Below are 19524 nucleotides of genomic sequence, written 5' to 3'. Positions count from 1 at the left end.
GGTATTACAGAAAAAGGGTATTGACTACAAACGCCAATGATGCAGCGACCAAGCGATCTTAACGCCCCATGGCGCCAAAGCCTCTGCGCCAAAGGGCGGATCGTGTATGATCTTGGTTCCGTTTCTGCGCAAAACGATACCTTAATTATGTCTTCTTTCTCTCTGCTCGAACCGCCTCAGCCGCAAGGGATACGCGACACGCTTTACCTGAAAGCGCCGCCGGGCAGTGCGACTGCCTTGGCGCTCGCTCAGACAGCCTCCCATGCGCCACTGCTGGTGATCACCCCCAACACAGCCAGCGCGCAGCGTCTGGAGCAGGATCTGGCGTTTTACAGCAGCGTGCCCGTACTCCCCTTGCCCGATTGGGAAACGCTGCCCTACGACAGCTTTTCGCCGCACCAGGACATCATCTCTGCGCGGCTGAGAACGCTGCGCCAATTGCAAGATGGTGTGCGCGGCATCGTGCTCGTGCCGATCAATACGCTCATGCAGCGCCTGCCGCCGGTCTCCTATATCGCTGGCCGCGTAATGACGCTCAAGGCTGGCGCTACGTTAAACCGCGAGACGTTTCGTGAATCGCTCTCCCGGGCAGGCTATCGTGCGGTCGAAACGGTGTACGAGCCAGGCGAGTACGCCATGCGTGGCGCCATCATCGACCTGTTTGCCATGGGCATGGACGAACCGATCCGCATCGATCTCTTCGATGACGAGATCGATACACTGCGCCACTTCGATCCTGGCAGTCAGCGTTCTACGGACAAAGTCGACACCATCGAGCTGCTGCCCGCACATGAGTACTCGTTGAGTCGTAGCGCGATTGCCTGCTTCCGCGAACAGTTCGAAACGCTCTTCGACGTCGACCCGCGCCAGTGCCCACTCTACAACGACGCGCTGAAAGCGATCCCCTCTCCCGGGCTAGAGCAGTACTTACCGCTGTTCTTCGACGAAACCGCCTCCCTGTTCGAGCACGTCACCGACGACACCCGCGTCGCCCTTCTGCCAGGCGTATTTCAAGCTGCCGAGCAGCACTGGCAGGCCATCGAATCGCGTTATGTCAATCTTGGCGTCGACCCGACGCGCCCGCTCCTGCCGCCCCATCGCGCTTTTTTCCCGGTCAACGAGGTGTTTTCCGCCATCAAAGCGCGGCCGCGCCTGGAGCTCACCGAGGACGACACCCAGCGCCACGCGCTGAGCCCACTGGCACAAGCCCTACCTACCCTCTCGATCAACGCCCGCGCCAAGCAGCCGTTGAGCGAGCTGGCCAATTTTTTGGAACAGCACGCCGACACCCGTGTGCTGTTCGTCGCGGAATCCCGCGGACGTCGGGAAGCCCTGGAAGACGTCCTCGCTCCGCTGAAACTGTCGTTGCCTCATAGCGACAGTTTCCAAGCATTCTTGGCCGGCACCCGACGCATGGCGATTACCGAAAGTTTGGTCGGCAGCGGCCTCTGGCTCACCGAGCCGGATGTGGCGGTGATCAGCGAAACCGAGCTGTTTGGCGACGTGGTGCGCCAACGCCGTCGGCGGGAAAAGGCCACCGACGACAATGAATTGGCGGTAAGACACCTCTCCGAATTGCGCGAGGGCGCGCCGGTGGTTCACCAGGCCCACGGCGTGGGTCGCTACCTGGGGTTGGAAACCCTAGAGGCAGGCGGTCAGGCCAATGAGTTTCTTGCCCTCTCCTACGCCGACGGCGCCAAGCTGTATGTGCCGGTGGACAGCTTACACCTCATCTCCCGCTACAGCGGCGCCGATGACGAGCTCGCCCCACTGCACAAACTGGGCTCCGATCAGTGGGAAAAAGCCCGTCGCAAAGCCGCCGAGAAAATCCGCGATACCGCTGCCGAGCTGCTCGACATCTATGCGCGCCGCGAAGCCCAGCAGGGCGTGATTTACGAAACGCCAGGGGAGGAGTACGTGCGCTTCGCGGCCAGCTTCCCCTTCGAAGAGACACCCGACCAGCAGGCGGCCATCGAGGCCGTCATCGGCGATATGGTGTCGCCCCAGCCGATGGACCGGGTGGTGTGCGGCGATGTGGGCTTCGGTAAAACCGAGGTCGCCATGCGGGCGGCATTCCTCGCCGTGCAGTCCGGCCGACAAGTTGTGGTACTGGTGCCCACCACCCTGCTAGCGCGCCAGCATTTCGAAAACTTCCGCGACCGCTTTGCCGATACCGCCGTCAATATCAGCTTGATCTCGCGTTTTACCGGCGGCAAAGAGATGACCCAAACGCTGGAGAGCATCAAAAGTGGCCAGACCGATATCGTCATCGGCACCCACAAATTGCTTTCAAAGAGCGTCGAACTACCCAAAATGGGCCTGTTGATCATCGACGAGGAGCACCGCTTCGGCGTCGCCCAGAAAGAGAAGCTCAAAACCCTGCGAGCTGAAATCGACATTCTCACGCTAACGGCCACGCCGATTCCTCGCACGCTCAACATGGCCATGAGCGGCATCCGCGATCTGTCCATCATCGCTACGCCTCCCGCTCGGCGCCTGTCGGTCAAAACCTTTGTGCAGCAGCGAGACAACAGCGTCATCAAAGAGGCGCTGCTGCGGGAGATTCTGCGCGGTGGCCAGGTGTACTTCTTACACAATGAAGTCAAAACCATCGAGAACGCGGCTGAACAGATTCGCGAACTGGTACCCGAGGCGCGCGTGGCCGTGGCCCATGGCCAGCTCCCTGAACGCAGTCTCGAGCGTGTCATGTCAGACTTCTATCATCGCCGTTTCAACGTGCTGGTTTGCTCGACTATCATCGAAACGGGGATCGACGTCCCCAGTGCCAATACCATTCTGATCGAGCGAGCCGACAAGTTTGGCTTGGCGCAACTTCACCAGCTGCGTGGCCGCGTGGGACGCAGCCATCATCAGGCTTATGCGTATCTACTGACGCCGCCCCCCAAAGCCATGACCCGCGATGCGGTCAAACGCCTCGAAGCCATCAGCGCGTCCGACGATCTCGGCGCAGGCTTCACACTGGCCAGCCACGATATGGAAATTCGCGGCGCCGGAGAGCTTTTGGGTGACGAGCAGAGCGGCCAAATGGAAACCATCGGTTACACTCTCTACATGGAGATGCTGGACCGAGCGGTGAAGGCCATTCGCGCGGGCAAAACGCCCAATATCGACGCCCCCTTCAATACCGGCGTCGAGATTAGCCTTAATCTGCCCGCCTTGATCCCAGATGACTACGTGCATGACGTACAGCAGCGTCTTGTCATGTACAAACGCATTGCCAACACTCAGTCGGATGCCGAGCTGAAAGAGCTCCAGGTGGAGCTAATCGACCGTTTCGGCCTACTCCCCCAGCCGTTGAAAAACCTGATACGCCAAACCAAGCTACGCCACCGAGCCGAGCAGCTCGGCGTGGCCCGCATTGAAGCGGGCGAACAGCGCGGGCGAGTGATCTTCAATAGCAGCACCGAGATCGACCCGCTAACGCTTGTCACCCTGATCCAGACATCCCCCCAGCACTACCGCCTGGACGGCTCTGACACCTTACGATTTGAATTTCCAATGGAATCGGCCGAACAGCGTTTCGAAAAGATCGAAACCCTGCTCACGACCCTCAATCAAAAAGTAGCGGCAGCGTGAACCTTGGGGCAAACTTATGTTTAAGCAGCACACATCGGTTACGCAACGCTGCCTGTTACCATGCGTACCAGCCGTGCATACATTGACTAGGATCGACCATGACCATTCGTAAGACTATCACCCGTTGGGGCTCCACTAGCCTAGCCGTATTGCTAGCAGCCAGCCTGGCGGGCCCCGCTCATGCTCAACCGTCGGCCGAACAAGCCGAGACGGCGGTGGCCATCACCGGCGATGCCGCTGCCAGTGCCGAGCAGGTTGCCGACGCCCGTGAATTGCCGCGTGGCCATTTCCGCTTACCCGAACATGGCGACATCATCGGTGAGTACTACACCGTCACCGTCGATAATCCGGAAGAGACGCTGATCGACATCGCACGTCGCCATAATATTGGCTACGAAGAGATTCGCATGGCGAATCCAGACGTTAGTCTATGGGTACCGGGTGAAGGTACCGAGGTAGTGATTCCGGCGCGCTACATTCTGCCGCCTGCGCCACGTGAGGGCGTGGTGGTCAATCTCTCCGAGCTGCGCCTTTACTACTACCCTGCCGACAATCCCGGCATTGTGGAAACCTACCCTGTCAGCGTTGGCCGCGAGGAGTTCGCAACTCCAGTAGGCATCACGCGGACCACGGTCAAAGTCAAAGACCCTGCTTGGGCACCGCCCGCCTCGATGCGTCGTGAAGCGGCTGCAAGGGGCGAGCCTGCACCTGCTATCGTTCCACCAGGGCCTGACAACCCGCTTGGCCGTCACGCCATCTTGCTGGCCATGCCGAGCTACTTGATCCATGGAACCAATAAGCCTGATGGCGTGGGTATGCGTGTCAGCCGCGGCTGTATTCGCATGTACCCGGAAGATATCGAATCACTCTACGAGCGTCTGCCTAGCGGCACTCAAGTCAACCTGATGGATGCACCGTTCAAAGCGGGTTGGGCAGCTGACGGTACGCTGTTCGTGCAGTCTTATCCGCAGCTGGAAGAGAACGTCGGTGACTTCGAGCCGTTGCTCAATGCCATCGAGCGCGTCAGCGAACTTGCTGAAGATCAAGCGGAGATAGACTACGAACAGGTCAAGCGTGCGGTAGAAGCGCCAAATGGCCGTTTCGTGGCGCTTTACGGCCCACAGGCACCTGCTCCTGAGCCGGAACCCGAACCGCAGCCCACACAACAACTGGAAGGAATTTTGGAGGGTGTCGAGCTCTCCACTACCGTCCGTGTGGAAGGCGATGCCTGATAAGGCAAACGCTAGACAACAAAAAACCCCGCCAAGGCGGGGTTTTTCACATCTACAGCAGCCACCGAACATGCATCATGTCCGGTGGCCCAAGCAGAATTACTTCTGCATGGAACGCTGGAACATGCGGTTCATTTCTTCACGGTTCTGCTCAGACATCTGCAGAGCAGCTTGCGCGTCGCGCTGAGCTTGGTTTGCAGTGTTCAGAGCTTGTGAAGCCATGCTGCGAGCTTCTGCAGCGTCAGCTTGTGCAGATTCAGCAGTCATGCGAACTTCTTCCAGAGCGCTGGTAGAAGCACAGCCAGCCAGGATTGCCAGAGAAGCGGCAGCGGCAGTCATCTTCAGAGCAGTCTTCAGAGTCATAGTGTTCTCCTTGAGTCTTCCTTGGGTACTACGTTAAGGGTATGACAAAAAATAAGGCTAAAACGTTAGCTTAAATTTGTCTACCTGCGGTGCAGGTTCGTTACAGCGACTTGTACCAGGGTTACGTACCAGGGCACGCAAGTCAAACGCTGTTTTATAATAGACCACAGCGGTTGTCTATAGCCACGTGTTCAAAACCTAGAACTTCCTTCAACAACACAAGCCTAGCGGATCACCACGCGAGTGCCAACATCTACTAGCTGGGCGACTCGTTCGATCTCTTCGTTGGTCACCGCCACACACCCTTGGGTCCAGTGGAAGTTACCGTGAATGTCTGGATCACCGCCGCCGATCCCGTGAATGCCAATAGCGCCTCCCAGCGCCGTATTTTGCGGGGGAGAGCCAAAACGCCGGTAGTGATCGAAGTAGGCCTCGTAATCCGCTTGGGAGTAGATACCTGCATCGAGCGCCATTCGGGCGTGAGGTGGCGTAGGATAATCGATACCGATGAAGATATGCCACTGACTTTCGTAATTAAATCGATTGATCCGAAACTCGCCCAGCGGCGTGACGTTATCACCGCGAACACGCTGGGTCTTGGCCCCACCACGGCCTAAAGAGATAGGCGCGAAGCGTTCGATCAATGCATTGCCACGGAAAATACTCAGCGTAGCGTCTTTGTCGTCGATCAGCACCCATAGCTCATTGCTATGGCGCGGCACTGGCGCACGAGTAAGCAACGTCGCCACTAGGTCGGGCGGCGCATAGTCGTCGACGGTGCTGGTCGTCGCAGCGGTGGCTACGGCGGGCCAGCTCAGGGCCATCGCTAAAAATCGGCGGCGGTTCACAGGCATCATTATGGCTCTCAAAAAAACGGGCCAGCGGTGCTGACCGACAATGCGTTAACGATGGCTGTTATACCTTAAAGATGCCGCCATTGTCAGCGTATTAGCGAGCAATATGAGTTGATAAGCATCGCTCGCTCTACACGATGCGCCAGCAAAACGGTGCAATCGATGGCGCTACATCGAGCAGCCCGCACCTAGAGGTCGTCGAACTCTTGCATGCTGACGACGAGCTTGCGAGCCTCTGCGTTGTGGCCTTGAGCAAGAGCATTGAAAAACGTTTCCTCTGGCTCGATTTTGGCTCTTGACGCCCGATGCTCATAGAGGCTCTGAAGCTTACGATGAGCCTCTACTGCCGTCTCGGTTAGCTCATCGATGGAGCCCGCCACACTCTGCTCGGCAAGCGCTTCCAGCTCAGGGGGCTGCGGGAAATCGCTGGAATCATCGAACCAGGTCTCCAGTACTTCGCGGTGGTCTGAGCCATCATGAAACAGCGCTTCTAGCCCCGTTTTCATTTTCAACTCGCTGTCCGCTAAATAGCGTAGCGCCATGGCCAAACGTTCGTGCTCGGCTTGACTGGCAGCATCGCTATACTGACGCGCCATACGAGCATGATAGCCTGTCGCCCACTCGATGAGATCCTTGACTTGGTTGTAGCGCATCCGTGTCTCCTCTGTGGTTGTGTTAAGAACCTGAGGGCGAATCAGCCCATTTCAAGGCTAACGCACAGCGCCGATTTCCTCATCGCGCCTCCCTCGACCCTATGTCAGCGCAGTGCGATCTACCACTCCTCGCTGGTCTCTCTCAGCGAAGCGATCTCTCGTTTGGCAGCCGCTAGGTTGTCCAACAGCTGCTCTGCCAGCGAGCGCTGGCTGCCAACGGCGATCATGGCAGGGTTCTGCACGGTGCGCCGTGCGGCTCCTTCGTCACTGTGCAGCTTGTCTAGCTGCCCCACAAGCCAATGAAGCCAGTGGTCGGGTTGATGCATGGCGTCACGCAGACGCTGAAGCTCGGCCACATCGGGCCCGTCATTGGCGAGTAGCGCGCGCCAGTCATGGTTCGTCAAACGTGCGTGCTCGGTCACCTCTTTGAGCAGCGAGCCCAGTGCTAGCTCGAACAGCGCCAGCGCGCTCTCCTCGATGGCCATCCGACGGGCAGGGCTGTGCTCGTCATCGCCTACCGGTAGGCCTACCAGCAGTTCGGCCTGATACAATAACTGGTTAGTACGGGAACGCGGGCTCACTTACGTTTATCCTCCACGTGCCATTTGCCGCCTTCGAAGGTTGCTTTCCACCCGGTCGCTTTACCCTCTTCGTCGGTCATCACGTACTGCTCTTTGTTTTTACGTGAGTAGCGAATTTGCGCAGGACGACCATCCGGGTCTTCACTCGGCGCTTTCAAGATGAAGTGGTACTTCTCCGGCAGCTCATCGGCATGCGCTTTGAGTTCCTTGACCAGCGGCGGGCGTGTTTCCCGGTTTTTAGGGAATTTACTCGCCGCCAAAAACAGTCCGCTTGCCCCATCGCGCAGTACATAGTGGTCATCTACCTTTTGGCAGGCCAGTTCTGGCATGGGGATGGGGTCCATTTTGGGCGGCGCTACTTCGCCGCTGCGCAGCAGCTTACGGGTGTTTTTACACTCACTGTTGGTACAACCAAAATACTTGCCGAATCGGCCGGACTTGAGCTGCATGTCCGAGCCGCACTTATCGCACTCGATGAGCGGGCCGTCATAGCCTTTTATCTTGAACTTGCCGCTTTCGACTTCGTAGCCTTCGCAGTCAGGGCTGTTACCGCAAATGTGCAGCTTGCGGGTTTCATCGATCAGGTAGTTATCCATGGCCGTGCCGCATTTCGGGCAGCGGCGCTTGGCGCGCAGCGCATCGGTTTCCGCCTCTTCACCGGCATCTTCTGCCACCGCTTCCTCGCCAGGAATCAGGTCGATGGTCGTCTTGCAGCGCTCTTTGGGCGGTAAATTGTAGCCACTGCATCCCAGGAAGACGCCGGTCGAGGCCGTGCGAATCTGCATTTTCCGGCCGCAGCTCGGGCAGTCGATGTCGGTAGGCACCGGCTGGTTGGGGCGCATGCCCTCCTCGCTTTCGGCCTTCATCAACTCCATGCGGAATTCATCGTAGAACGCGTCGAGCAGCGCCTGCCAATTACGCTCGCCTTCGGCCACCTCATCGAGGCTATCTTCCATGCGCGCCGTGAAGGAGTAATCCATCAAATCCGGGAAGGATTCTTTCAGCCGCTCGGTGACGATATCCCCTAGTTTTTCGGCATAGAAACGGCGGCTCTCCAGCTTTACATAGCCGCGGTCCTGAATGGTCGAGATAATCGACGCGTAGGTCGAAGGGCGCCCTATGCCCTGCTTCTCTAGCTCTTTGACCAAGCTGGCTTCGGTGTAGCGAGCAGGCGGCTTGGTGAAATGCTGCTGTGGATCGAGCGTCTCGAGACGCATGTTCGTGCCGGTCGGCAGGTCCGGCAAACTTTGATCTTCATTTTTGCCGGTGGGCTTCATCACACGTGTGTAACCATCGAATTTCAGCACGCGGCCCTTGGCTCTCAGCTCATAGCCATCCACTTCCACACTCAGCGTACTGGAGAGGTACTCGGCAGGGGTCATTTGGCATGCCACGAATTGTCGCCAAATGAGCTCGTAGAGACGCTCGGCGTCGCGCTCCATGCCAGAGAGATCCGCTGCTTTGCGCTCGACACTCGAGGGCCGGATGGCCTCGTGGGCCTCCTGGGCGCTCTCTTTGCTACTGTAACGGTTGGGCGACTCGGGCAAATAGCGCGCCCCATACTCATCACCAATAAACGAACGAACGCTCTCAACCGCATCTTTAGAGAGGTTGGTAGAGTCAGTACGCATATAGGTGATGTAGCCCGCTTCATAGAGGCGCTGAGCCATGGTCATGGTTTTCTTGACCGAAAACCCTAATCGACCACTGGCGGCCTGCTGAAGTGTCGAGGTAATGAACGGTGCAGTGGGCTTGGAACTGGTCGGCTTATCCTCGCGAGAGGTGATCGACAGCTTGGCTTTACGCAGCTGAGCGATGCGCTCCATCGTCTCTTGTTCGGACGTGGGGCGGAACGCCTTCCCATCTTGCCTCGCCAGAGCAAACCGCACCAGCTCGCCTTCTGGGGAGACGAGGTCCGCATGCACATCCCAAAACTCTTCGGGAATGAACGCACGGATCTCCCGCTCACGCTCGACGATCAGGCGCACCGCCACCGACTGCACGCGCCCAGCAGAAAGCCCCCGAGCAATTTTTGCCCACAGCAAAGGCGACAGCATGAAGCCCACGACACGATCGAGAAAACGACGTGCCTGCTGGGCTTCGACACGGGGCAAGTTCAGCGCGCCAGGCGCTTTAAAGGCATCTTGAATGGCGTTCTTGGTAATTTCGTTGAACACCACGCGCTTATAGCGGCTGTCGTCGCCCCCAATGGTCTCGCGAAGGTGCCACGCAATGGCTTCCCCTTCGCGGTCCAAATCCGTCGCGAGATAGACGGCATCGGCTTTCTCGGCGAGCTTTTTGAGTTCGGCGACGACCTTCTCTTTACCGGGCAGCACCTCATAGTGAGCTTCCCAGCCGTTATCGGGGTCGATACCCATACGCCGAATCAACTGATCGTGGGCCTTGCGCTTTTTATACTCAGCCTTCTCTTCCGCCGACATCTTACGCGTTGCCGCGGCTTGGCGAGCGCGCTCCTTCGGGTCGGAGGCTGCCTTGCCTGAGCCGCTGGTCGGCAGGTCACGGATGTGGCCCACGCTCGACTTGACGATGAAATCGTTGCCGAGATACTTATTGATCGTCTTCGCTTTCGCGGGCGATTCGACGATGACCAGTGACTTGCCCATAGTGCTCCACTTTCCTATTGCCCAGGCGCTGTCGCCCATGCTCTGAATACGTTGCCGCCACCACCTTGGCATGACGACCATGAAAAAATGCGCCTACCCTACCCCAGCCCTTGATGAAGCGCCAGTAGCAACCTAACCGGGAAATGCAGGGTTGACGCTTCGCATCGTCAGTGCGTCACACTCGAAAGATAGGGGATGCCGTTTTATCAAGGGGTAGCTAGACACTAGACTGCCGCTTGCCGCTCGGCAACCCAAACAGTCGCCCTGCATAAAAAACGCCCCCACGAGTGAGTGGGGGCGCAGTGACGTCAGGCAAGCGTATTATTGCTTGCGCTGGGTTCCTTTTCGCTGGCTTGGCGCTCGACGTGAGGGCTTTTTAGCAGCCGTATCGCTGGCCGTATCCGGCGCGGCGTTAGCAGGGGCCACCTCCGTTGTCTTGGCACTCTCGACGGAGGCGTTCTCAGCCTCGCCGGACGCCTTGGCTGCAGGTGCGCTCACGGCTTTGGGGCGCGCCTTGTCAAACAGAGCCTTAACCTGCTCGAAGCGTTCGGCCGCGTGCTCCGAGAGCTCACCGCTCGCCGCAAACACGTGTTCGAGGTGAGTGATATAGCCATCGATGCGCTCGTTGCTTTGACCCTTCAGCAGCGTGGGCAGCGATGCTAACGCTTGCTCCCTATCGAGCTTCAGAATGAAGAATTGCTCGCGAACCAAACGCTTGAACTCACTAAGCGAAGTGCTCGGCTCAAGTTCTGCGCGTGATGCACGCAACCGCTTGAAGTTGCGCTCGTCGGTGGCCGGTGCACCGCCAAGCACGTAAATAACGGAGCGCATCACGGCCTCATGAGGCCCCCCCTGGGCAATTTTGTGGCGCAGTTCGTTTTGACGATGCTCGATAAAACGACGGTGCTCAGGCTCGGCGCCCGGACGGCGACGATGGACGTGGGCATCGCCGTACAAGCCGACGGCTGCTTGCAGAAGCGGCTGACCGTAAATATCCATGAACATCCGCTCAGTGCTGCTATCGCGCAGATCTCGCCAAGCATCCAAGCTCGCCACGATCTGATCGGACGCCATGCTTTCCAATGCTTTGAACATATTGTCCTGTTCGACCGGCTGACGATGACGACGAACGTACTCTGCCATGACGGGTAGCGGCACCGTCAGCGGATTGCGATCTGAGAGGAGCTTGTATCCTAAGCGGATGGGATGCATGCGCCGAATCCAGCGGGCAGCTTCAGGTGTCATGACAGCCTGTAGCCAGGGCTGCAGGTAAAGACGGTAAAGTCCCAAATTGATTTCGGAGATACGCGCGACCGTCGCAAAGCGCCGATCATCCTCTGGCTTGTGCATCACGTCTTGGTCGAGTTCTGCGAAATTACGCGGCGTGAACTCCAGCAGGTAGTCCCGCTCGATCAGTTCGGCATCCGTACGCTCACTGGCATGGGAGATGGTCGTCTCGTAGAGCCCCGGCGGCATGACGTCGATATAATCCATGTTCGCCGTGAATTCGGAGTGCTCTTTACGCGAGACGCTACCAGAGACGAAAATACCCAAATGGCCGGTGGTATCGTGCAGGCAGTAAATGATCGTTTGCTCGTTGGCGATGATATCTTCCTCGCCTTCGTAAAGATCACGAATCCAGCCCAACGCTTGGGGCGGCGGCGTAATGTCATCGCCACGCGAGCAGAACACCACGACCGGCGAACGCACGTTGCGCAAATCGATGCGACGACCGTCGCGAGTGACCAGTTGCGCGGTCGAGAGACGATTGCCCACGAATAGGTTGTCGACGATGTACTGAATTTCGTCGCCGCCCAATACCACGTGGCCTCCCCACCAACGTTCGAACTCCAAGTAGCGCTTGGTTTCGGTATCCACGTTGGCGTAAAGGTGGTACTGCTTCTTCCAGTAGGTGTTGGCCGGATTGAGGCGCTCGAAGTTCTGTACCAACCAAGCGCCGTCGAACAGACCATTGCCGATATCGCTGGTCAGCGCCGTGATCCAGCTACCGCCCGTCATGCCACCGGTGTAGCGCATGGGCGCTTTACCGTGCTCGCCTGCCCAATAAGAGAGCGGTGCTCCGGCAATCAGGATCGGGCCGAAGACATCGGGCTCCAAAGCGGCCGCCATCATGATCTGCCAGCCTGCCTGACAGTTGCCGACCACCATGGGTTTTTCGGTGGTTTCTGGGTGCAGCTCGATGACGTGGCGTAAAAACGCCACTTCCGCCTCGACCACGTCCTCGACGGTTTGGCCCGGCTCCGGGAAAGGCAAGAAGCCAATGAAGTAGCAAGGATGTCCCGCTTTCAAGGCAACACCAAGCTCGCTGTCCGGCTTGAAACCGCCGATCCCAGGACCATGGCCCGCGCGGGGGTCGACCACCACGAAGGGACGTTTTTGTGGGTCGACCTGGACATTACTAGGCGGAAGAACGCGCAGCAGCTCATAGTTCGTCGGGTTGGGCAGCGTACGCCCATCCATCAAAACTTCTGTCTCGAATCCCAACACATTGGGCTTGGTCTGCTCCATGTGCGCTAGATATTGGTTACCGCGTTCACGCATGACATCCCAGTAAAGAATGTTACGCTCGACGCTGTCTCGCCAGTAGTTCATGGCCGCACGTCCGAACCCAAAGGGGTCCATCATGCTTGCGAGCGCGTCACTGCTCGATGTCGACGCCAGTAGTGGGTTTGCGAGAAAGTTCATAGAGTCTCCCGTTGGGTTGATGCTGGGCACCCGTCCCGAAGCAATGATGCTGCAATGCAATATAGTTTAGGCCACTCCCTGCCTAACGTCGATGATTACCGCCCGCTTTTGTACTTGCCCCTCTTTAAGCCACCCGCACCAGAGTCGTATCCCCACAGCTTTCAAAGCGGTAGCGCTCAATCAGTGGTAGCATTTCACCGATGACGCCGCGCTTATCGCTAGCAGTGGCACGCAAAGCGCCTGCGCATCTCACCTAGAGGAAGCTTACCCCGAGGTAATTATGTCATCCCCCACGCTGCTCAACCGCTTAACGTTCCGTCAGTTGCAGGTGTTTCAAGCGGTACATCGTCAACGCTCTTACTCCCGAGCGGCCGAGCAGCTAGGCTTGACCCAACCTGCCGTGAGTGCGCAGATGCGTCAGCTAGAGCAAGCCGTTGGGCAGCCGCTGTTCAAGTACGCGGGAAAAACACTTCACGCTCTCCCTGCTGCCGATACGTTGGCGCTCTCGACCCGGGAAATTTTTGGGCAGCTCTCTCGTCTCCAAATGAGCCTTTCAGACATTAACGGCAAAATCAGCGGCAAGTTGAACGTCGCTGCCGTCTCCTCCGCGCAGTATGTTGTGCCCTATGTGCTGGCTAAATTTCGCGCACGCTATCCAGACGTGCAGCTACGGCTAAAGGTCTGCAATCGCAGTCAGGCACTCGAACGGCTGGCCGAGCAGCAGGATGACGTTGTTATCATGGCCATGGTGCCCGAGGACGATGGCTTAATGGTCATGCCGATCCTCGAAAACGAATTGGTAGCGGTGGTATGGCCAGAGCATCCACTGCTCAGCATGCCTCGACCGACGCTGGTCGATTTCGCGCGGCATTTCGTGCTGATGCGAGAACCAGGATCAGGGGTGCGCAGTGCCTTCGAGCAGCTCGCCGTGGATCAGGAAGTGGGGCTGGCCCACCGTATCGAGCTGGGCACCAACGAAGCTATCAAACAGGGAGTCATGGCTCACCTGGGCGTCGCCGTGTTGCCCCGTTTAGCCGTACAGCGCGAGCTCGAACAGGGGTTGCTAGCCACCCTGGCACTGCCCAACTTCCCCATTCGCCGCGCTTGGTGCACGGTGTATCGCCGCGACCACTTCCCGACGCCAGTGGCCGAGCTTTTCTTACGCTTCGTCCGTGAGCACCTAGGCGAGTTCCAGCGCCACTTTCAGGCCCCGGCTAGCCCGCTACCCAGTCATGGCGTTTCCTGCCTGCCCCCTCTCTCATTGGCACACGATGAGTAGCGGTACACGGTGTCTTGTTGATATTCAGATATGTTACATTATCTACAACCTACGTATCAGTTAGCGTTACTCAGGGCATGGCAGGCAGTCGCCGAGCGACTCCGTTAGACAAACGTGGTTTGCAGCGTACCTCGTGCGATCGTTCCATTTGCCAGCCGCACAGTAGAGAGGCTCTCTCCTATGAGCAACACCCCTTCCCAGCGCGTGCCCAGCGGCGAAAAATTCCGTAACGAACACGGCATGACGGTGATCAAAGACGGCATGAAGCAGCGCAAAGCGCAGGTGGATGCCCCGTCACTCGAGCGCAAGCCTAAGTGGCTGCGCGCGCAAATTCCCGGCGGCGAGCGATTCGAAGCCGTGAAGAAGAACGTGGCCACTCACCGCCTAAGCACCGTTTGCGCCGAGTCCCACTGCCCTAACATGGGCGAGTGCTGGAGCAACGGCACCGCGACCATCATGCTAATGGGTTCCGTATGCACGCGTGCCTGCCGCTTCTGCGCGGTGGACACGGGCAACCCGAAAGGCTGGCTGGATCACGAAGAGCCCGACAACACCGCGAAGTCCGTCGAGCTGATGGGGCTGCGCTATATCGTGCTGACCTCCGTGGACCGTGACGATCTCGACGACGGTGGTGCTACTCACTACGCCAACTGCATCCGTGCCATCAAAGCGCGCACGCCCGATGTCGTCGTGGAAGCTCTCACACCCGATTTCGATGGCGACAAATCTGCCATCGAGCGCGTAGTGGACTCGGGATTGGAGGTGTTTGCCCAAAACGTCGAAACCGTCGAGCGGCTGACCAGCAAAGTGCGCGACCCTCGCGCTGGCTACCGCAAAACGCTCGACGTATTGGCCCACGCCAAGCAGTATCGCCCCGACATCATCACCAAAACCAGCTTGATGCTGGGGCTGGGAGAAACGGACGAAGAGATCCTGCAAACCTTCGACGATTTGCGTGAGATTGGTGTCGATATCGTGACGCTAGGGCAGTACCTGCGCCCGACGAAAAACCACCTAGCGGTGGAGCGCTGGGTCAGCCCCGACGAGTTCGAGCGCTATCGCTTACTGGGACTAGAGAAAGGCTTCATGGAAGTGCCTTCTGGCCCACTGGTGCGCTCCAGCTACCGGGCAGACCGCGTGTTCGAAAAGAACAACTTGGGTCTTGCCGCTCCTGCGGCCATTCCAGGTCAAGAGCCGGACAGCAACCGCATCCCCGCCTTCAACGTCGGCTAACTCGCCGCGGACTGCCTGCATACAGCGCTCTGCAGGCAGTCTTCGTTACGCAGGCACTACCAGGCTACGCTTCAGTCGCGCGGCCAACGCCTGCGCAAGCCGTTCGCCAACGTCTTTAACATTAGCCCCGTCTTGTCCATGAGAGAGATCGACCAAATCGGCAAGACGAGTGACCTGCATACCCGCGTAGCCACAAGGATTGATACGCGCAAATGGCGACAGGTCGCCGTCGACGTTCAGCGCGACGCCATGGTAGCTGGCCCCACGACGAATACGCAGGCCGAGCGAGGCGATTTTGGCCTCCCCCATGGCCGTTTCTACGTAAACCCCCGGCGCATCGGGCTTGGCCCAGCCGCGCACTCCATACGCGTCTAGCACGTCGATCACTGCATTTTCGAGCGCCGTGACCAAGTCACGCACGCCGATCTTGCCCCGACGCACGTCCAGCAGCGGATAGAGGACCACCTGCCCCGGCCCGTGATAGGTGACCTGTCCTCCCCGGTCGGTATTGACCACGGGAATATCGCCCGGCATCAACAGGTGCTCTGGCTTGCCCGCCTGCCCTTGGGTAAATACAGGCTCATGCTCGACCAGCCAAAATTGATCCGCCGTGTTTTCATCGCGCGTGTCGGTAAGCTCACGCATGGCTTCCCATACTGGTAGATAGGGGCGATGACCGAGGCGATGCAGAGCAACCGGGGCGTCGTCGCTCATGGTCATACCACCATGTGCACGCGGCCAGTGGCCTTCAGCTCGTCGAACAGTTGGCTCAACTGCTGTTCCCCTGTGGCCACGATGGTGACTCGAACGGACTGGAAACGACCATTGCGACTATCCACGACTTCCAACGTGGTCTCATCGAAGTCAGGCGCGTGACGCACGATGACTTGGCACACGGTGGCCGGAAAATCGTCAGCCGCATCGCCCACGACCTTTAACGGGTAATCGCACGGGAAGGTAATTTTGGGTGGCTCTTTCGCCACGGGCTGGCGTAAATCACGCAGCCCTTGCTTGGCACCTTTTTTCATAACTCGCCTTTACATTAAGTGAATCGTTGGGCTAATCCCAATAAATAAGGCCCAGCCTCTCACAATACAAGGCGTATGTGAGAGGCTGGGCCCAACACTGGCCGTTTAGCTGGTGAAATTACTGATCAAGTTGCTGAAGAAACGCTGCACTTGATCGAACAGGCGCTTGAACAGCCCACCCTCTTCGATGTTTTCCAGCGCGACGAGCTGGCGCTCCCCCACCATCTCTTCGCCTAGATAGACTTCCAGCGTACCTACGTCGTCACCTACTGCCACGGGCGCTTGAATGTCAGCATCCAAATTTAGACGGGCGCGGAGCTCTTCATTGCGATTGCGGGGCAGCGTCATGAAAACTTCTTCATCCACCCCCACACGTAGCTCGTTGATGTCCCCGCCCCACACACGCGGCGTTGCCAGCACGGCGCCGCGCTCATAGAGCTTCATGGTTTCATAGAAACGGAAGCCATAGCTCAGAAGCTTTTGCGATTCCTGGGCACGCGCCTCATCGGAACTCGTGCCCATCACCACGGAGATCAGACGCATGCCATCACGCTGCGCCGAAGAGACCAGGCAGTAACCTGCTTCGGTGGTCCAGCCGGTTTTCAGACCGTCTACGGTCGGGTCGCGCCACAATAGGCGGTTACGGTTCGGCTGATCGATCCCCGCAAACGAGAAGTTACGCTGTGAATAGATGGCGTAGTGCTCGGGATAGTCGTTGATGATGTGACGAGACAGACGCGCCATATCATGGGCGGTCGAGTAGTGATTCTCATGGGGCAAGCCAGTGGCATTCATGAAGTGGGTATCGTTCATGCCCAAACGCGTGGCGTGCTGATTCATTAGGTCGGCAAACGGCGCTTCACCACCCGCCAGATGTTCTGCCATGGCCACGCTGGCATCGTTACCCGAGACGATGATGATGCCATGAAGCAGATTATCCACCGAAACACGATCGCCCACTTCGATGAACATCTTCGAGCCGCCGGTACGCCAAGCGTTTTCGCTGATATTGACCATATCGGTCAGGTTGATGGTGCCACGATCCAGCTCGCGTTCGACCAGGTACGCGGTCATCAGTTTGGTCAAACTTGCAGGCGGCAAACGCTCATCGGCGTTGTGCTCTGCAAGAATCCGCCCACTGTTGGCGTCCATCAAAATCCACGAACTCGCGGCAAGCTGTGGTGGTGCAGGGATGATCGTTTGGGGTTGAGGGATCACCTGAGCCATCGCCGGGGCGACGACGGCCGTCATCGCTGCGAAGAGGCAGAGCTTGGCGGTACGGCGGATTGACATCATTACATTCATCACATACTTCTCACTGACAAAGAAAAATGGCGGCGCATGATACGCCACTTGGGCACATGTTGAGAGCGATTATCTCACGACAAATACTTGAGGAAAGCCTGCGCGACGAAGTTCTTCACGGGCCTGTGTCTCTTGGCTGGGACTGACGGGGCCGACCTGAACGCGGTGAACGTCGGCCTCACTTTGCACTCGAACGCCGTGGGGTAACTCATCCGACAGCCGCTGTTGTAGCTGCTGCGCTCCTTCGGCACTCCCCAGCGCAGCCACCTGCAAATAAACGGCATGACCACTGCTCGGCTCGGCTGATGCCGCCCTAACAGGCCGAGTCTCAGAAACAGGCGTGGAAGCCGCAACGGCGGGGGCCGCCGATGTAGCTTGGGGGGACAAAACGCTGCCCCCTCGACCACGCTCGGCTAACCACTGAGCAGGGTCGATCGCCTCGACGCGCACGGGCCCGGTTCCGTTATCGAGAATCCCCAAGCGTGCTGCCGCCGCATAAGAGAGGTCGATTTCACGATCGCTATGGAACGGGCCGCGGTCATTGACGCGAACGATCACCGAGCGTCCGTTGTTCAAACTGGTGACCCTGGCAAAGGTGGGCAGCGGGAGCGAGCGGTGAGCTGCCGACATTTTGTACATGTCGTAAATCTCACCGTTGGACGTGGCGTAGCCGTGGAATTTTTCACCATACCAAGACGCCGTACCCTGGCGCGCATAGCCGCGCGAGTCGGGGAGCACGTGATAGGTTTCGCCCCACACTTCATAGGTGGAACGGTTGCCCGCCCGGGAAGGCGCTTCGATTCGCGGCTCGGCATCGGGTACGGTGCTGACATCCGGCGGCGCCACCGGGTAGGCATCCCCTGACATGGCGTAGCGCTCACCACTGGCGGCCGCCGGAGCATTGGGCGCTGGGCTGGCACCGCCTACGTCTCCCGCCACTCTTTGCGGTGAAGAAGAGCTGGCGCAGCCGCTGATCAAGGCCGCGAGTAACAGCGAGCCGCTTAACAGGCGCACATCGATCCGCAGTTTAGTCATTCTCGGCCTCGGCTTGCTGCTGGATAGCTTCTGCCAACTCGGCGACCGCCATGGCGTAGAGGTGGCTGTGGTTATAGCGCGTAATCACGTAGAAGTTGAACTCCCCCAGCCGATAGCGCTCTTGGCCGTCAGCGACCTCAAGCAGCAGTGGCACCACTGGCGTATCGGGCGTTAAGGAAGTTTCCGTCACCACACCCTGCTCAGCGGCTTCGGCAGCCGTCGTGCTTGGGCGCACCGTCTGATTGAAGCTCAGCGCTTCAGGGAGTTCTTCGGGGCCTTCGGCTTCATGGTAAATCGCGCCGCCTCGTTGCCAACCATGCTCGGCGAAGTAATTGGCAACGCTACCAATCGCATCGACTGGGTTATTCCACAGATCGCGCTTCGCGTCACCGTCAAAATCGACGGCGTAAGCTTGATAGCTGGTAGGTATGAATTGAGGGTAGCCCATGGCCCCTGCATAGGAGCCGTAGAGCGATTCGGGTGCCACCTCTTGCTGATAGGCGATGGTCAAAAAGGCCGCTAGCTCGCCGCGAAAGAAATCGCCGCGTACCGGGTGGTGAAATGCCAGCGTGGCGAGAGAGTCCAACACTTTATGACGCCCTTTGTGGCGACCGTAGTAGGTCTCTACACCCAAGATGGCGGTAATCACTTCCGGCGGAACGCCGTATTCCGACTCGGCACGCGCCAGCGCATCGGCATGGGCCTTCATGAACGCGGCCCCTTCGTCGATACGCTGCTCGGTTAGAAAAATATCGCGATACTCGAACCAGCGCAGCCGACGCTCGGCCGCGCCTGCCATGGCATCCAACACTTCCTGTCGATAGCTTGCCTGAGCCAGCGCTTGCTCCAGCCACGCATTTGGCACGCCCTGCTCGGCCAGCTCGTCAGCCAATTGCTGGGTTTGCGGATTATGCTGCGGATCGAAACTGACCGTTTCCTCAGCGACGACCGCCGGGGCCGAACACGCTACTAGCATGGCAATGGCATAGCCACCCGCTTGACTTCGCGCCCTGTTCATTTGCTCACCACTCCTG

15 protein-coding genes are annotated in these 19524 nt (G+C 58.5%); 4 read left to right on the top strand and 11 right to left on the bottom strand.

All coding sequences use genetic code 11. The annotated features are described in order from the left end of the window. Positions 1 to 147: 147 nt before the first annotated feature. Together mfd and MHM37_RS14725 are read left to right on the top strand one after the other, a co-directional pair. Entirely contained in the window at positions 148 to 3597 is a 3450-nt protein-coding gene (gene mfd / locus MHM37_RS14730) for a transcription-repair coupling factor (RefSeq protein ID WP_239297114.1), read from the top strand. A gap of 98 nt (positions 3598 to 3695) precedes the next feature. Then, complete coding sequence (locus MHM37_RS14725; protein WP_239297115.1) at positions 3696 to 4829, top strand: L,D-transpeptidase family protein; 1134 nt, start codon at positions 3696 to 3698, stop codon at positions 4827 to 4829. A gap of 99 nt (positions 4830 to 4928) precedes the next feature. On the opposite strand, the gene MHM37_RS14720 is transcribed toward MHM37_RS14725, so the two are convergent. The 6 genes from MHM37_RS14720 to MHM37_RS14695 form a co-directional block, all read right to left on the bottom strand. Continuing rightward, the gene (locus MHM37_RS14720) at positions 4929 to 5192 is read right to left on the bottom strand and encodes an Lpp/OprI family alanine-zipper lipoprotein (RefSeq protein ID WP_016914087.1); all 264 of its coding nucleotides are present in this window, start codon (positions 5190 to 5192) and stop codon (positions 4929 to 4931) included. Positions 5193 to 5416: 224 nt separating this feature from the next. Further along, on the bottom strand, positions 5417 to 6049 hold the full coding sequence (locus tag MHM37_RS14715) for a L,D-transpeptidase (RefSeq protein ID WP_139528118.1): 633 nt from the start codon (positions 6047 to 6049) through the stop codon (positions 5417 to 5419). Positions 6050 to 6234: 185 nt separating this feature from the next. Continuing rightward, entirely contained in the window at positions 6235 to 6699 is a 465-nt protein-coding gene (locus MHM37_RS14710) for a 2-hydroxyacyl-CoA dehydratase (RefSeq protein WP_153843808.1), read from the bottom strand. Positions 6700 to 6818: 119 nt separating this feature from the next. Continuing rightward, positions 6819 to 7280, bottom strand: a complete 462-nt coding sequence (locus tag MHM37_RS14705) for a DUF6586 family protein (protein WP_153843809.1) — start codon at positions 7278 to 7280, stop codon at positions 6819 to 6821. Beyond that, positions 7277 to 9904, bottom strand: coding sequence for a type I DNA topoisomerase (topA, locus tag MHM37_RS14700; protein ID WP_219863494.1), 2628 nt, complete (start codon positions 9902 to 9904; stop codon positions 7277 to 7279). The genes MHM37_RS14705 and topA overlap by 4 nt, the downstream gene beginning before the upstream one ends. A 321-nt stretch (positions 9905 to 10225) precedes the next feature. Next, complete coding sequence (locus tag MHM37_RS14695) at positions 10226 to 12610, bottom strand: DUF3141 domain-containing protein (RefSeq protein WP_239297117.1); 2385 nt, start codon at positions 12608 to 12610, stop codon at positions 10226 to 10228. 280 nt (positions 12611 to 12890) lie between these two features. Between MHM37_RS14695 and MHM37_RS14690 the strand changes: the two genes are divergently transcribed. Both MHM37_RS14690 and lipA read left to right on the top strand, forming a co-directional pair. Next, positions 12891 to 13889 (top strand): LysR family transcriptional regulator, encoded by a 999-nt coding sequence (locus MHM37_RS14690; protein WP_239297118.1) that lies wholly within the window; start codon positions 12891 to 12893, stop codon positions 13887 to 13889. Between the two features lie 180 nt (positions 13890 to 14069). Further along, complete coding sequence (gene lipA / locus MHM37_RS14685) at positions 14070 to 15122, top strand: lipoyl synthase (protein ID WP_239297119.1); 1053 nt, start codon at positions 14070 to 14072, stop codon at positions 15120 to 15122. Positions 15123 to 15167: 45 nt separating this feature from the next. On the opposite strand, the gene lipB is transcribed toward lipA, so the two are convergent. From lipB to mltB, 5 genes are all read right to left on the bottom strand, one after another. Further along, positions 15168 to 15836: a lipoyl(octanoyl) transferase LipB gene (lipB, locus tag MHM37_RS14680; RefSeq protein WP_239297121.1), complete on the bottom strand. Its 669-nt coding sequence runs from the start codon at positions 15834 to 15836 to the stop codon at positions 15168 to 15170. 2 nt (positions 15837 to 15838) lie between these two features. Next, positions 15839 to 16150 (bottom strand): DUF493 domain-containing protein, encoded by a 312-nt coding sequence (locus MHM37_RS14675; protein WP_139528126.1) that lies wholly within the window; start codon positions 16148 to 16150, stop codon positions 15839 to 15841. Between the two features lie 105 nt (positions 16151 to 16255). Next, on the bottom strand, positions 16256 to 17455 hold the full coding sequence (locus MHM37_RS14670) for a D-alanyl-D-alanine carboxypeptidase family protein (protein ID WP_139528127.1): 1200 nt from the start codon (positions 17453 to 17455) through the stop codon (positions 16256 to 16258). A 69-nt stretch (positions 17456 to 17524) separates the two neighbouring features. Next, positions 17525 to 18490, bottom strand: coding sequence for a septal ring lytic transglycosylase RlpA family protein (locus MHM37_RS14665; protein ID WP_239297122.1), 966 nt, complete (start codon positions 18488 to 18490; stop codon positions 17525 to 17527). After that, positions 18483 to 19508 carry a lytic murein transglycosylase B gene (gene mltB, locus MHM37_RS14660; RefSeq protein ID WP_239297124.1) on the bottom strand — a complete coding sequence of 342 codons (1026 nt, stop codon included), beginning with the start codon at positions 19506 to 19508 and terminating at the stop codon, positions 18483 to 18485. Before mltB ends, MHM37_RS14665 begins: the two co-directional genes overlap by 8 nt. Between the last annotated feature and the right edge of the window lie 16 nt (positions 19509 to 19524).

Source organism: Halomonas sp. MMH1-48 (assembly GCF_022348105.1).
Lineage (GTDB): Bacteria > Pseudomonadota > Gammaproteobacteria > Pseudomonadales > Halomonadaceae > Vreelandella > Vreelandella piezotolerans.
This window is presented reverse-complemented; position numbering and strand designations above follow the sequence as displayed.

What these genes read in the sequence shown, in the direction of transcription:
- MHM37_RS14670 (WP_139528127.1), bottom strand. Translation starts at nt 17,455, where the DNA reads ATGAATGTAATGATGTCAATCCGCCGTACCGCCAAGCTCTGCCTCTTC.
- mltB (WP_239297124.1), bottom strand. Translation starts at nt 19,508, where the DNA reads ATGAACAGGGCGCGAAGTCAAGCGGGTGGCTATGCCATTGCCATGCTA.
- MHM37_RS14675 (WP_139528126.1), bottom strand. Translation starts at nt 16,150, where the DNA reads ATGAAAAAAGGTGCCAAGCAAGGGCTGCGTGATTTACGCCAGCCCGTG.
- MHM37_RS14725 (WP_239297115.1), top strand. Translation starts at nt 3,696, where the DNA reads ATGACCATTCGTAAGACTATCACCCGTTGGGGCTCCACTAGCCTAGCC.
- MHM37_RS14710 (WP_153843808.1), bottom strand. Translation starts at nt 6,699, where the DNA reads ATGCGCTACAACCAAGTCAAGGATCTCATCGAGTGGGCGACAGGCTAT.
- MHM37_RS14715 (WP_139528118.1), bottom strand. Translation starts at nt 6,049, where the DNA reads ATGATGCCTGTGAACCGCCGCCGATTTTTAGCGATGGCCCTGAGCTGG.
- MHM37_RS14720 (WP_016914087.1), bottom strand. Translation starts at nt 5,192, where the DNA reads ATGACTCTGAAGACTGCTCTGAAGATGACTGCCGCTGCCGCTTCTCTG.
- mfd (WP_239297114.1), top strand. Translation starts at nt 148, where the DNA reads ATGTCTTCTTTCTCTCTGCTCGAACCGCCTCAGCCGCAAGGGATACGC.
- lipA (WP_239297119.1), top strand. Translation starts at nt 14,070, where the DNA reads ATGAGCAACACCCCTTCCCAGCGCGTGCCCAGCGGCGAAAAATTCCGT.
- MHM37_RS14690 (WP_239297118.1), top strand. Translation starts at nt 12,891, where the DNA reads ATGTCATCCCCCACGCTGCTCAACCGCTTAACGTTCCGTCAGTTGCAG.
- lipB (WP_239297121.1), bottom strand. Translation starts at nt 15,836, where the DNA reads ATGAGCGACGACGCCCCGGTTGCTCTGCATCGCCTCGGTCATCGCCCC.
- MHM37_RS14695 (WP_239297117.1), bottom strand. Translation starts at nt 12,610, where the DNA reads ATGAACTTTCTCGCAAACCCACTACTGGCGTCGACATCGAGCAGTGAC.
- topA (WP_219863494.1), bottom strand. Translation starts at nt 9,904, where the DNA reads ATGGGCAAGTCACTGGTCATCGTCGAATCGCCCGCGAAAGCGAAGACG.
- MHM37_RS14665 (WP_239297122.1), bottom strand. Translation starts at nt 18,490, where the DNA reads ATGACTAAACTGCGGATCGATGTGCGCCTGTTAAGCGGCTCGCTGTTA.